At 56.3% G+C, this 13,997-nt stretch carries 11 protein-coding genes and 3 pseudogenes; 12 read left to right on the top strand and 2 right to left on the bottom strand.

Annotated features, from left to right (window positions below):
• Positions 1-50: 50 nt before the first annotated feature.
• The 11 genes and pseudogenes from VC212_RS06150 to VC212_RS06100 all read left to right on the top strand — a co-directional run.
• Positions 51-1,169: a type IV secretion system protein gene (locus VC212_RS06150; RefSeq protein ID WP_323514680.1), complete on the top strand. Its 1,119-nt coding sequence runs from the start codon at positions 51-53 to the stop codon at positions 1,167-1,169.
• Between the two features lie 57 nt (positions 1,170-1,226).
• Positions 1,227-1,763, top strand: a complete 537-nt coding sequence (locus VC212_RS06145; RefSeq protein WP_323514681.1) for a DUF4189 domain-containing protein — start codon at positions 1,227-1,229, stop codon at positions 1,761-1,763.
• A 1,798-nt stretch (positions 1,764-3,561) separates the two neighbouring features.
• A complete protein-coding gene (locus tag VC212_RS06140; RefSeq protein WP_323514682.1) occupies positions 3,562-4,080 on the top strand; it encodes a hypothetical protein in 519 nt (172 codons plus the stop codon).
• A complete protein-coding gene (locus VC212_RS06135) occupies positions 4,077-4,736 on the top strand; it encodes a hypothetical protein (RefSeq protein ID WP_323514683.1) in 660 nt (219 codons plus the stop codon). The genes VC212_RS06140 and VC212_RS06135 overlap by 4 nt, the downstream gene beginning before the upstream one ends.
• A complete protein-coding gene (locus VC212_RS06130) occupies positions 4,733-6,085 on the top strand; it encodes a DUF6792 domain-containing protein (protein WP_323514684.1) in 1,353 nt (450 codons plus the stop codon). Before VC212_RS06135 ends, VC212_RS06130 begins: the two co-directional genes overlap by 4 nt.
• A gap of 145 nt (positions 6,086-6,230) precedes the next feature.
• Positions 6,231-6,694: pseudogene (locus VC212_RS06125) on the top strand (Type IV secretion system protein virB6); the annotation flags it as partial.
• 33 nt (positions 6,695-6,727) lie between these two features.
• Entirely contained in the window at positions 6,728-7,243 is a 516-nt protein-coding gene (locus VC212_RS06120; RefSeq protein WP_323525945.1) for a DUF4189 domain-containing protein, read from the top strand.
• A gap of 99 nt (positions 7,244-7,342) precedes the next feature.
• Positions 7,343-7,900, top strand: a pseudogene (locus VC212_RS06115) (type IV secretion system protein); the annotation flags it as partial.
• A 21-nt stretch (positions 7,901-7,921) separates the two neighbouring features.
• Positions 7,922-8,452: a DUF4189 domain-containing protein gene (locus VC212_RS06110; protein ID WP_323514686.1), complete on the top strand. Its 531-nt coding sequence runs from the start codon at positions 7,922-7,924 to the stop codon at positions 8,450-8,452.
• A 451-nt stretch (positions 8,453-8,903) separates the two neighbouring features.
• Positions 8,904-9,488, top strand: coding sequence for a hypothetical protein (locus tag VC212_RS06105; protein ID WP_323514822.1), 585 nt, complete (start codon positions 8,904-8,906; stop codon positions 9,486-9,488).
• A pseudogene (locus VC212_RS06100) lies at positions 9,485-9,904 on the top strand (DUF6792 domain-containing protein); the annotation flags it as partial. The gene VC212_RS06105 and the pseudogene VC212_RS06100, both read left to right, overlap by 4 nt.
• Positions 9,905-10,003: 99 nt before the next feature.
• Here the strand turns inward: VC212_RS06100 and VC212_RS06095 are convergent.
• Both VC212_RS06095 and VC212_RS06090 read right to left on the bottom strand, forming a co-directional pair.
• Positions 10,004-10,675, bottom strand: coding sequence for a hypothetical protein (locus VC212_RS06095; protein WP_323514687.1), 672 nt, complete (start codon positions 10,673-10,675; stop codon positions 10,004-10,006).
• A 445-nt stretch (positions 10,676-11,120) separates the two neighbouring features.
• Complete coding sequence (locus VC212_RS06090; RefSeq protein ID WP_323514688.1) at positions 11,121-11,645, bottom strand: hypothetical protein; 525 nt, start codon at positions 11,643-11,645, stop codon at positions 11,121-11,123.
• 248 nt (positions 11,646-11,893) lie between these two features.
• Here VC212_RS06090 and VC212_RS06085 point away from each other — a divergent pair, with 248 nt between their 5' ends.
• Positions 11,894-13,921, top strand: a complete 2,028-nt coding sequence (locus VC212_RS06085) for a sodium-translocating pyrophosphatase (RefSeq protein ID WP_115513819.1) — start codon at positions 11,894-11,896, stop codon at positions 13,919-13,921.
• The last annotated feature ends 76 nt before the right edge of the window (positions 13,922-13,997 follow it).

Raw genomic sequence — 13,997 nt, 5'->3', positions numbered from 1 at the left:
ATAATCAGCGGGCAACCAAAGCCCCCATTACGGTACATAGGCAGGCAACAATGGATGTTTTCTTTCATGGTGGGATGAACTGGTTGCAGCCTTTGGCGGACGCCACCCTCGGCGACTTCGTTTTCTTCAAGCTGGTCAACGACTACTTCAACCAGGAAATCCAGGAATTCGGCATGGAGTTGATGGGGCGGGCCATGAAGTGGGTCAGCACCATCGCGCTGACGGTGACCACGCTATGGATCTTGATCCTGGGCTACCGCATCGCCACCGGGCAGTCGCGTGAGAGTGCGATGGCTACCATGATCAAGGCAGCCAAGGTCGCCGTCATCATCAGCTTGGCGTCAGCCCTGGGTGCCAATGGCGCCATGCTGCACCAGACCATGACCCAAAACCTGGACAAGGAAATCCATGAGCTGTTCACCGGCGAGGAGGGCAGCTCCGCCGATGCGATCGACGAGAACCTGGCCTATACCCAGATTGCGCTGGCCGCGCTGGATGCGGTGCGGGTGGAGTCTAGTCAGCCGGAAATGCTGGAGAAAAAGGGGCGCGCCGTGCTGCTGGCCGGCTTCGGCACCGCCAGCCCGCCGATGGCGGCCGGTGCAATGCTGCTGCTGTTCAAGTTCACCATGGCCTTCTTGATCGGCATCGGGCCGATTTTCATCCTGGCGCTGATCTTCGACCAGACCAAGGATCTGTTCAAAAAGTGGTTGTTCTACATCATCGGCACGCTGTTCTCGATGGCCATGCTGTCCGTGGTCACCGCCATGGTGCTCAAGTTCACCGCCAAGGTCGCTGGCGCCTACTGGGTAATGAAGTTCATCTCTCTGAATACCGAAGGCCTCTCCAGCCAAGCCCTGCAGCAAGGTGGCATCGGTCTGATCATGACTATGCTCATCGTCACCGTACCCACCATCGCCGCCGCACTATGGCAGGGCAACATGGGCACGTTTATGGCGTATTCGGCATTTGGCGCTGCGTCGAGTCCCGGACCACAGGGGCAGCCGGCTGGGTCGTATATGCCGCGACAAGACTCACCGAACACAGAAAATACCGTTAACTCTAGTACAAACAATACCCGGGCGGCGACCGGCAATCAACCTGAACAGCAGCCAGTAGCGCCGGCCTACGTTGGTAATGCAGTTAGAAACAGCAAGGAACGGCTTTCTTGATTGATAATTTCGCATTTACTTTTGCAAAAATTAATTAATTAGCCGGATTACAAATACATGAATAATATCTACCTGTTTATTTCAATGTTAATTTTCTTTCCGTACAGCGCTATGGCTGAGGGAAACTGCCCTCCAGGACAGTTTCAAATTGGTGGGCAGGGGGCTGTTGCATGCGCTCCAATTCCACAAGAGGGTTCAATCCAGCAGCCAGCTCGCCCTGCAGGCAAATGGATCAAAACCTGGGGAGCTGTCGCTATGGGTTGGGTAGGCTCAATTCCTTACTATGGCGTGCCCGCTGGAAAACTCTCTAAATCTGAGGCTGAAGTGGATGCGCTGGAGAGATGCACTAAAAAAGGACCGAAAAATTGTGCGATAAAACTAACGTACTTTAATCAATGCGCCGCTATTGCTGAGCCGCACACATCTGAAGACTTAATACCCGATGGAAGCAAGACGATTTTTGTCGGCAATGCATCTTTAGAAGGAGCCGCCAATCAAGCGGAAAAGGAATGCAATGTTGCAAATAGATCGTTTCAGGTGAAGTGTAAAGTTATTTATAAAGCATGCTCAGATCAAATTTTTAAAAAATTCTGACAATACATCCATCATTGACTACTCAAAAAATCTTGCACTAAGATCATTGATAGGATGACTACGAGAAAGCACTTAATTTTCTCAGCATTCTTCTTGTTCTTCTTCACTCTCCGGCTCAAACCGGTGTCGGTCACAACGAAGTAATCCTCCACTACAACAACGCCCCCCCTTTCACCCTCTGCACGCTGGGCGCCCCCACTGATTGCTAGCTCCTCGTCGATCCCACCATCGGCACATTCTCACTGTCACTAAGCCGTATTGCTTCAACGCAGCGTCGGCACAGATATTTGCACGCGCCTGCCCCATCGCCTACCGCCGCAGCACCCTGCACGATCCAGCGGGTGCTGTACAGTAGGTAAGTCGCACTTCATAGGAGCGATGCAGTGGATAGAGCACTCTCCCCCATGCTGACAGGTACCTGTCAGCCTAGAGCCTACGCAATCTCCTGATTATCGTTGTCCTGATGCTCGCGCCTACCGCCTGCCTGCTGGTTTTGGCTTACCGCACCGCATTTACCGCCCTGCTTGGGCTTGCACACTCTGTGGCTATTGTCGGTGCGGTGTTGAATTTTTTGTTGTCAGCAAGGTAGCATCGGCCTAAGCATTATCATGGCCATGCTCATCGTCGCCGCCGCACTATGGCAGGGCAATATGGGTACGTTTATGGCGTATCCGGCATTTGGCGCTGCGTCGAGTCCCGGACCACAGGGGCAGCCGGCTGGGTCGTATATGCCGCAACACGTGGCGAAGGGAGAAGGACAGCAAGCTGGCGGATCTGAGATGACTACAAATCAAACAGCTAGAATTGCAGGTCAGACTCAATCACAAGCGGCACCGTTAATCGGCTCACGCGGGCAAGCTGGGCAAGGCTCTAATCACCAAATTTAAATTACCCCTTGCAAACTAGATATTTTATCCATTCAAAGGTGTAATATGAATTCACTTTTCTTCCTCATACTTATTTTATTTCCAATCTGTGAAAGCGCGTTAGCGCAAGGCTGCCCCGTCGGGCAATACCAAATTGGTGGGCAAGGAGCCGTTGCATGCGCTCCAATTCCAGCAGGAGACCCCATTCAACGGCAACCGCGACCTAGCGGAGAATGGATTAAAACTTGGGGCGCCATCGCAGGCGACGCTGGCAATAATTTAGGCGTCTCTATTGGAAAACGCAAAAAATCTGAGGCAGAACGAGACGCTATCGATAAGTGCGAAGGCATAAGTGAGGCGAAGTGCCACACACTTTATGTTTATGAAAATCGATGCGCAGCAGTCTCTGAACCTACGGGACTTGGCTCTTCTGACCAAGCGAAGCGCGTAACGAGAAGCTATTCTGCCGGGCCTTCTATAAAATTTGCAGGCGAAAGTGCTATCGCTTATTGCAAGGAGCATAACTCGGGCAGCGACTGCAAGGTGATATACACAGCATGCTCCGAGCCAATATTCAAATCCTATTGAGTCTCCATCTTTCACGAAGAAGGATATCTCATAAAAATGCCTAGACTGGCATCGGTGTTATTACTAAAAACTTCAACTCTTTCGCACAGACACTGCAGGAGGTCATTAAGAAGTGACCCCCTACTAAAACCCTTACCTTCAGCACGCTGGGCGTCCCTACGTGCTGTTGGCTGCCGGTAGATCCCGCCACCGGCACCTTCACTTCCACCAACACGTACTGCTTCAACGCAGCGTCGGCACGGATTTGTGCACGGGCCTACCCCATCGCGTACGGCTACGGCACCGCTAAAGATGACTAGGGTTCTGCACAGTTAGGTAAGTCGCACTTCATTAGGAGCGATGCAGTGGATAGAAGGCCATTCCCCCACAATGCTCATTGGTATCGGTCAGCCGAGAGCCTGCGCAATCTCCTGATCGTCGTTATCTTGACGCTAGCGCTCACTACCAGCCTGCTTGTGCTGGCTTACCGCACAACATTTACCGCCTTGCTTGGGCTTACACACTTTGTGGCCATTGTCGGTGCTGTGCTGCACGTTGCTGTTGTCCTGCTTCTGACAATGCGGATTGCACATGCCGCGAACATCTGGAAGAACCTGCGCAGCCAGGATAAACAGACTGCCGATATGCGACAGCTGCGCCAGACGATTTTCAACACGGCCGGCATGACCGCATTGATGCTGCTATTGACCGTTGGTGCGGCGTGTACTCCACTGGTGATGCAACTGCCCGAACTGGGGTTGGTGTTCTGCGTCCTGCTCGTTACGCTGGTATTGCACAGCGCCAACATCAACCGCAGCGCTAGCCAGCTGCGTGATGCGATCACCGCCGCCGAGTGGTCTGCACAGTGCACAATGGCGACATGAACGCTCATCTGAAGCTAAAGATTGCTGGCTGTCTTTTCCTCACGCTCATGGCAGGGTGCAACCCCATGAACACTGCTTCTGAAATGCACGACACCGATGCGAATACCGCCGCCGGCGATCCGGTCTACCGGAAAAACCCGAAGCCGACGCAGGCATACCGGATCACGATGACCATCGAGGATGCTCCAGGGCCATTTGCGTGGATCTCGGGTACGGCTTTCTACCAAATGACTAACCACAAGCAATGCACGCCAATTGAGCCCATTGCCGGTGTATGGAGCAAGTCTGATGAAGATGGCATCCCCATCCACTTTGAGAGGTTAGATGCATCCACATATACTGGGACGTTTTATGCAGATGGCATGGTTGATGCCGACTACTATGCCAAGGGCGTCTGCCGATGGGAACTCACTAGCGTAGATGTTTCGTTAAAGGCTACCGGCAAACACGAAGAAACAAGATTTCAGCCAGGCCTATATAAAGATAAATTGTTGAGCGGCACTCCGTCTGCGACCTATTTTTGGTCGGGCGGATATCCAAACGATGAAATGAGCAACTATCCCGACTCAGGCCATTCAGATCCAAGTCAATTCAAGGAAGAGTTGCGCAAACAGTTGTTCAAAGTGACTCTGATTGCTAGAAAGGACTCACCATGACTCTCACCGCACAACAATATGCTGAGCTGGCAAACGATGTTTATAAAAAGCCAGATGAAATTGGCGAGAATAGTCGAACTGCAAATATCGGCGGCGTGCCATATAAGCGCCTCGAATACATTGATACTCCTTCTGGCTATCAAGGCATTATCTATCAGCGGGTAGATACAGGCGAAATTGTCGTAGCCCATCGCGGCACAGAGCCCGAACGGCAGCTAAAAGAGGATGTCGTCTTCGCCGATGGCGGCATGGTGACAGCTCGTCACAACGACCAAGCCGCCGATGCAATTGAATTCACCCGACATGCAATGCAGATAGCTGAGCGCCAAGGCAAGCGTGATGGGCATGAGCCCGACGTCACCGTCACCGGCCACTCGCTCGGCGGCGACCTGGCACAGGTTACGGCACATCACTTTGGCCTCAAAGGCGAGACCTTCAACGCCTATGGCGCGCTCAGCCTGGATCGGCGCATTCCCGAAGGCGGCACCGATGTCATCAATCATGTAATGGCCGGCGATGCGGTCAGTGCTGCCAGCAAGCATTATGGACAGGTCAAGATCTACGCCTCGCCGCAGGAAATCGCCACCCTCAAGGAAGCCGGCTACGACAACACCCGCAGCCTGCTGGATGCACGCAATCCCCTCGCCGCTGTCCAACTCAGCGACTCGCATAAGATGCATAACTTCCTACCCGTCGATGGCGACGGCAAGCCGGATCGCTCGGCACTGGAAGACCCCAAATCACAACAGCTGGCGCAGCAGTACGCGCCGATGATCGACAAGTACCGCGACGATGTAGCGCTGATGCGTGGTCACTTGACCATCACATCGCGCACCATCCAGTCCATGAACGTGGCAGATGGCATCAATCAGTTGCGCGGTACGCTTGCACCCGGTGCAGGTGCGGCGGAGATGGCGGCCGAGCGCTGGAAGGAGACGCAGCAGCGCATGCAGCGTGAGGACACGCCGGTCTATGTGACACCTGGCTGGAAGCTGCCCCTGGGCAATACCCCTGAGCGCTGCGTAGATCCGGGCGCGGCCGCCATGTCCAATGATCTACTGTACCGCTCCATCCACAGCAAACTGCCGCAGGGCACATCTGATGCGGTGGCCATGCATGCCACCGTCGAGGCCAAACGCGCTGGCATCGTCGACGTCAACCAGCTGCGCAGCGTGACCGTGCAAGACGGCAATGCCTGGATCGTCGGCAACACGCCGGGCTTCCGCGCCAAGGTGGACCTGTCGGCTGACGTGCCGCCGCTGCAAGAGAGCCAGCAGCACTCGCGCGCACTGGACGCGCAGCGGTCGCAGCCGGAAATGACCCAGCAATCGCCTGCCCGTGTAATTTAAGGCCATGACCAAGCAGATCGCACCGATGACTGCGCCGATACCGACTGTCACGGCAGCTCGGTTTGTGTCGCGTGGGACAAGCTGGTCGCAGACCTTGGCCGATATCGGCCTCGGCGACTTCGTTTTGTTCAAGCTCGTCAACGACTACATCATCGGTACGCTGTTCTCGATGGCCATGCTGTCCGTGGTCACGGCCATGGTGCTCAAGTTCACCGCCAAGGCGGCCGCCGCCTACTGGGCGGTCAAGTTCATTCCATTCGGCAATGCCGAAGGCTTGTCCAGCCAGGCCCAGCAGCAAGGCGGCATCGGTCTGATCATGACCATGCTCATCGTCACTGTACCCACCATCGCCGACGCACTATGGCAGGGCAATACGGGCACGTTTATGGCGTATTCGGCATTTGGCACTGCGTCGAGCCCTAGGCCGCAAGGACAGCCGGCTGGGTCGTACATGCCGCAAAGGATTGATAAAAACACTAACCAAGCACAAGGTGGAAATGCAGACCCAACTGCTGCAGTCAAAGCAATTGGCAGCACCCCAAGTTCTGCCCCATCCAGGACCCCGGCTCGCGCTGTAACGCTGGAAGATATGAAAGCGGAAGCGCTTAAAGTACCTACTACCTTGTGCGAAAGGCAATACATATGCAATTCAATAAATTTTACTTATTCTCTCTTTTATTTTTTGGATTTTCAGCGATGGCCGAGCAGGGTTGTCCGCCTGGGCAATTCCCTATCGGCGGACAAGGTGCTGCCGCATGCGCCCAGATTCCTCAGGGAAATCCTGGATCGCAAGAGCCCCGCCCTCTGGGTAAATGGATAAAAACTTGGGGTGCGGTTGCGCAGGACACAAGCAATGGGACTCTGGGAGTTTCCATTGGAAAAAACTCCAAACAAGAGGCTCGGCAAGAGGCACGCGCCAAATGCATGGAGGTTGGAGGAGTTCGATGTAAGGACTGGGTGGAATACCAAAACCAGTGCGTAGCAATAGCTGGGCCTCAAAAAGATGGAGTCAATACTGCAGGGAAACTGCAGTTCGCGCGAGGCCCATCACTTGATGATATCCGACGTAATGCATTGGAAAGTTGTGCATCAGCAAATCAGTCACACTGTGGCGTACTCTATTCTGCCTGCTCAGAGCCTAGATTTCAGCATCATTAGCATAACGTCAGTTAACACACCTAAAAGTGCAGCACCTCAGAATTAAGAGGTTATTCTGCGAACGTGTTCAATTACCTTGATTGGAGCCAAGTTTTCACATTTTTGATCGGCATCGGGCCGATCTTCATCCTGGCGCTGATCTTCGACTGGACAAAGGATCTGTTCAAAAGGTGGTTGTTCTACATGTGCTACATCATCGGGACACTGTTCTCGATGGCCATGCTGTCCGTGGTCACGGCCATGGTGCTCAAGTTCACCGCCAAGGTGGCCGCCGCCTACTGGGCGGTCAAGTTCATTCCATTCGGCAATGCCGAAAGCTTGTCCAGCCAGGCCCTGCAGCAAGGTGGCATCGGTCTGATCATGACTATGCTCATCGTCACCGTACCCACCATCGCCGCCGCGCTATGGCAGGGCAATATGGGCACGTTTATGGCATATTCGGCATTTGGCACTGCGTCGAGTCCCGGACCACAGGGCCAGCCGGCTGGGTCGTATATGCCGCAGCAGGTTGGCAGAGACAGTAATAGGTAGTCCAGCGAATTCAATGGTGCAAACGGAACTAATGCAAATGCTGCGCGAATTCCAGATCAGAATGCACCTTCGCCACAGCCTGGATACCGCGGATTAGCAGGCACCAAGGATACTAACGTTAGCTAACTAGCATAGGCTTAGTCCGTTATGAGAATCTTGATCTATCTATTCTTTTTATCGCTTCTTTTTTCAGGGAATGCTCAAGCAGATCAGGGATGCCCCCCTGGCCAATACCCTATCGGTGGACAAGGAGTTGCTGCATGCGCACCCATCCCTGGAGGGAATGCTCAAAATGCAACCGAGCCCCGCCCCCTTGGCAAGTGGATAAAAACTTGGGGGGCCGTTGCAGTAGGATCACTCGGCTTGGAACGGAATCTTGGCGTAACCACTGGGAAATTATCCAAAAAAGAAGCTGAAAGCGATGCTCTAGCTCGCTGCGCAAAGCATGGGGAAAAAGATTGCAAAATTGGATTGACTTATCGAAACCAATGTATCGCTGTTGGAGAGCCGCAGATTGACAGCAAACCAAATTTGCTTGGCAACGTACAATTTTTTACCGACCAGACAATTGAGCAAGCCGCAGCTTCGGCACAAGCCGCCTGTGAAAGAAGAAATCCAGCGAACCAATGCAAAGTAATTTACACAGCCTGCTCAGAGCCGATATTCAAGTCATATTGAATATCCCTCTTCCATGAAGAAGGATACTCATGGGAACGTCCAGATTACTAACGCACTACTGCTTTCGGCCATTTCCTTCAACTCTTCTGCACAGACACGCGCTAGCCATCACTACGAAGTGATCTCCTACTTCAACGACGACTCCGTCACCTTTTTGCACGCAGGGCGTTCCCACTGATTGCTGGCTCCCCGTCGAACTGGATAGCTGTGCGTTGGTTAACCTGTAGCGCGTTGATCAATGGATTGGCTATTGAATCACAGCTGATCCTGCCAATTGCTTCATCGCGCTGGCGCGATGTCGAGAGTAACGCAGATCGCCCCATGGGCGCCTAAACTGCACATCTTCGTCGCGCAATGCGCGCAGGCAGCAGAAGCATCTCCAATGACCCACAAGATTGTCGGCTACTCCGTTCTCCTTCTGATGCCCTTCTTCCTTGCAGGATGCAAGCCCATGAATGCCACCAGCGAACCCTCGTCTCCCTACGATGTCGACACCGATCCGGTCTATAAGAAGAATCCGCATCCCACGCAGGCGTATCGGATCACAATGATTATTGAGGATGCGCCGGGGCCGTTTGGCATTGTGTCAGGCACCGCCTTCTATGACATGACCAACCGCGACGACTGCACGCCGTTTGATCCTGCGTTGGGAATGTCAACAAAGCCAAAAGAGGAAGTAATCCCTATCGTTTTTCAGAGGATTGATGACACGACTTATACGGCGACAATCCATACAGATGGCATGGCTGATGCTGATTACTACGGCAAAGGCGTCTGTCACTGGGATTTTGGCGGCGTGGGAATTTTGCTGAAAGCGACTGGCAAAGATGATGAAACAGAATTCCTGCCGAGTTTGGATAAAAAGCAGCTATCGATGCTGACTCCGGAAGTTAAATACTTCTGGAAATCTCGCTATCCAAAGTCCGGGATGGAAAACTTTCCCGATATGGGCAAGAAGAACATCAAAGATTTCAATGAGGATGCTCGGAGTAACCTATTCAAGGTAACGCTGACTGCGAAAAGGATAGTCCCATGACCCTGACTAGCCAGCAATATGCAGCGCTTTCGCGCGATGTCTACGACGAACCAGAGCGGACAGGACCAAGAGGCCCCATTATTGATATCGGCGGAGTTTCTTATCAACGTCTCAAGTACGTCGACAGCCCATCGGGTTATCAAGGCATCGTCTATCAACGCGTCGATACCCAAGAGATCATCGTTGCCCATCGCGGCACAGAGCCAGAACGGCAGCTAAAAGAGGATGTCGTCTACGCCGATGGCGGCATGGTGACCTCGCGCCACAACAACCAAGCTGCAGAAGCAATTGAGTTGACGCGACATGCGTTGGCTTATGCGCAAAAAATCGGCAAGGCTGGAGCAGCCCCAGAAGTCACCGTTACCGGCCACTCGCTCGGCGGCGACCTGGCACAGGTCACTGCACATCACTTAGGTGTGCTGCGATTCGATTGCAGTCCGATTGCATGCAAATTGGAAGATGCCTACGGCCGGAATTGGGCAGCCGCACCGGAGCGCGGCCACTGAAAGGGAGTGTCAGGGCAACATCGCAAGGTTGATGCCAAGCGTGATCCAGCCACGTGGGGCGTTGAGGCGGTCGCGGCCGGCTACCAGGTCTATGCTGGATGCCTTGCCGACCATTCTGCGCAGTCCAAGTTGGCTACCCTCGCCGTTGTGGTCATCTCCGAATGCTTCGGCCAACAGGGTCCATGAATTGGTGATGTCGTGCTCCAAACCGATACCGACGTTTGTCGTATCCGGTTCGGCATGCGTCGCCACGGCACCGATGTTGAAGTGGATACGCGTGGAGGCATCGGCGCCCAACGACCAAGTCATGGGCAGCGTGGCGTAATAATTGCGCTGCTGCGGGTCCCGCCATGTCCGCTGCGTCCCCACCGACAACGCCAGGCCCCAGGCGTGGCGTTCTGGATCGCGCAGCACCCGCTTGGCGCCCAGGTCGAGCAAGACCGGCCCGTGTCGCAAGTCGCTGAGCCCAAGCGCCAGTTCCGTACCCAAAACATTACACGCCGGTACCGCCGTGGCCGATGCACCACCTGGCGTTGCACGCCACCAGGCTTCCAGCTGGCATTGGCCACGCGGCGTGACGCCGGCGTCGTCGACCACCATGCTCGCCGCTGCGCGCGCCGTTACCGGGTGCCACAGTGCGAAGAAGGCAAGCAGGCCCGAGGAACAACGCAATACCTTCATAGACGTTCTCAAAAATCAGCGTAGCTGCTGCGCGACTCGTTACAGCGCCAAGCGCAGCGACATATCGTTGCCAGCGCCCATCAGATGCGGGCGACTGGCCCTCCGGGTCCGGAGTGGACGCGCGGCACAAGCCGATGCCGACCACTAAACCGCTAACCGGCGGCAACACGCGGTTGGTTCGCAGTACCAGTGGTCGCTCCAAATGCGCAGGGCGGTGACCATGCGTAAATGCAAGCCGGTGCGACGGCGCTTCTTAAAGCTTGAGCGATGCTTGGATCACTGCGTCGTTGTGGATGCACAGACAAGGCCGCAGCATCGAGAGCAACACCGGCGTCACTCCTCATCGATGCGTCAACTGCATGGCATGCCGCTACGAAGTCTCATGTCATGCGGATGCCCGCATCACTCAAGCAGCCGTAGTGCCCCAGCATTGATGCCGTAGAGGTTACTGGCAAGCTTTACCTTCCATTGTCTGTTGCGCAGCAAACATCGGCACCTGCGGGATCTTGCCGGCGGCCGCTTGTTGCTTGGCATCTTCCAGGTAGATGCGTGACTGGCCTTGGCCGTCGAGCTGCGGTTTGGCATCGACTGGTTTGCGCCACACGCGCACAACCGCCTGTTGACTCGGGCAGGCAGCACTTGGGATGCGGATCACGTCGTTGAAGATCCAGCCCGACGCAACGCTCGGTGTTGCTTTGGCGTAGTCCACAAAGCGCGCACGTGGCTGACAGGTGGGGCTGCTGCGCACGACCGAGAACGTGTAGGGCTGTGCAGCATTGCCGGTGAACACGCCTTCCAAGCGCGCACAGGCTTCTGGAATCTGTCGCAAGGTGTGTACTGCACCGACGGCTTGCGCAGTGCCAGGCGGGCGTGGCTTCAACTCCGGCGTTGGATCTGCAGCGATTGCGCTACCGGTAAACAGCATGGCGGCCAGCACAGCGGCGTACCTGGACGCGGCATCGTTCGACATAGTTACTCCTGGATCGGCTCGGTCACGTTGGCCGCAGGCTGTCATGTCGCGACTGAACGACGCGCCAAAGCCGCGGTGGTGGCACCCCTGCAAGCTGCGGCGCATACTCGATCGCGATCCGGCCACCTGAACATCGCGACGCGCATTACGGCCCTTGTGGCCGTCGAGTCCGTATTCGTTGTCACTCGTTGCGTGCGTCGCCCTTGGTTCGTCCCGACCGGATGACATCCATTCTCTTGGGAGGGGTCATGCTGGAACACTACGGGTTAGGGCTTGCGCTGGGCTGTGCGGTATTGGCAATTTTGTACGGGATTGTGTCGGCGCGCTGGGTGGTCGCGCAGCCAAGCGGTAACGCGCGCATGCAGGAGATCGCGGCGGCGATCCAGGAAGGTGCACGCGCCTATCTCAATCGGCAGTACCTCACGATTTCGATCGCCGGCGGCGTGCTGTTCGTATTGGTCGGGCTGTTTCTGAGCTGGTACACGGCGATCGGGTTTGCGCTCGGCGCGGTGCTGTCGGGGTTGGCCGGCTATATCGGCATGAACGTCTCGGTACGCGCCAACGTGCGCACTGCCGAAGCCGCACGGCATGGCATCGGCCGTGCGATGGATGTGGCATTCCGGGGCGGCGCCATCACCGGCATGTTGGTGGTGGGACTGGGCTTGCTGGGCGTGGCCGGTTATTACGCCGTGCTGCAGGCCATGGGGTTGCCGCTGGAGCAGAACCTGCATGCCTTGGTCGGCCTGGCGTTTGGCTCATCGTTGATTTCGATCTTCGCGCGTCTGGGTGGCGGTATTTTCACCAAGGGGGCGGACGTGGGGGCGGATCTGGTTGGCAAGGTCGAGGCCGGCATACCCGAAGACGACCCGCGTAATCCTGCGGTGATTGCCGACAACGTCGGCGATAACGTGGGCGACTGCGCGGGCATGGCAGCGGATCTGTTCGAGACCTACGCCGTCACCGTGATCGCCACCATGCTCCTCGGCAGCCTGACCCTAGCCGAGACCGGGCCGCATGCCGTGCTGTATCCGCTGGTGTTGGGCGGTGTCTCGATCATCGCCTCGATCGTGGGCGCAGCCTTCGTCAAGGTCAAAGCAGGCGGCTCGATCATGGGGGCGCTCTACAAAGGCGTGATCGTCTCCGGCGTGCTGGCTGCGCTGGCCTATTGGCCGATCACCCAGAGCCTGATGCGCGACAACAGCCATGGCGCGACATCGCTCTATGCCTGCGCATTGATCGGCCTGGTGCTCACCGGCCTGATCGTGTGGATTACCGAGTACTACACCGGCACCCAATACGCACCGGTGCAGCATGTCGCCTCTGCCAGCACCACCGGGCACGGCACCAACATCATTGCCGGGCTTGGCATCTCGATGAAGTCCACCGCGCTGCCGGTGATCGCGGTATGCGCAGCGATCTGGGGTGCGTTTCACTTTGGCGGCCTGTATGGCATTGCGATCGCTGCCACGGCGATGCTGTCGATGGCTGGCATGATCGTGGCGCTGGATGCGTATGGCCCCATCACCGACAACGCCGGTGGCATCGCCGAAATGGCCGAACTGCCACCGGAAGTGCGCGCGATCACCGACCCCTTGGATGCCGTCGGCAACACCACCAAGGCGGTCACCAAAGGCTATGCGATCGGCTCGGCCGCTCTAGCGGCGCTGGTGCTGTTTGCCGACTACACCCACAACCTGCAGGCGGCCAATCCCACTGAAGTCTTCGCCTTCGACCTGTCGGACCACACCGTGATCATCGGTCTATTGATCGGCGGATTGATCCCCTATCTGTTCGGCGCAATGGCGATGGAAGCCGTGGGCCGCGCGGCGGGCGCAGTGGTTGAAGAAGTGCGCCGTCAGTTCCGCGAGATCCCCGGCATCATGGCCGGCACCGCCAAGCCGCAATACGACCGCGCGGTGGACATGCTGACCCGCTCAGCGATCCGCGAAATGATCGTGCCCTCGCTGTTGCCGGTGGTGGTCCCGATCGTGGTCGGGCTGTTGCTGGGGCCACGGGCACTGGGTGGATTGTTGATCGGCACCATCGTGACCGGGCTGTTCCTGGCCATTTCGATGACCACCGGCGGCGGGGCCTGGGACAATGCCAAGAAGTACATCGAAGACGGCCATTTCGGCGGCAAGGGCAGCGAAGCGCATAAGGCGGCGATCACCGGCGACACCGTCGGCGACCCGTACAAGGACACCGCAGGGCCGGCAATCAATCCGTTGATCAAGATCATCAACATCGTGGCGCTGCTGCTGGTGCCGCTGTTGTAGCACGGCATGCCCGCAGGGATCTCGGGACCTGCGGCCATATGGCCGCAGGTCATTGCGCGGGAAAGCTGGCTATCGC

The organism is Xanthomonas sp. WHRI 8932A, from assembly GCF_035012785.1.
Lineage (GTDB): Bacteria > Pseudomonadota > Gammaproteobacteria > Xanthomonadales > Xanthomonadaceae > Xanthomonas.
Note: the sequence above shows the minus strand (reverse complement) of the source record. Positions and strands in the feature narration are given on the sequence as shown.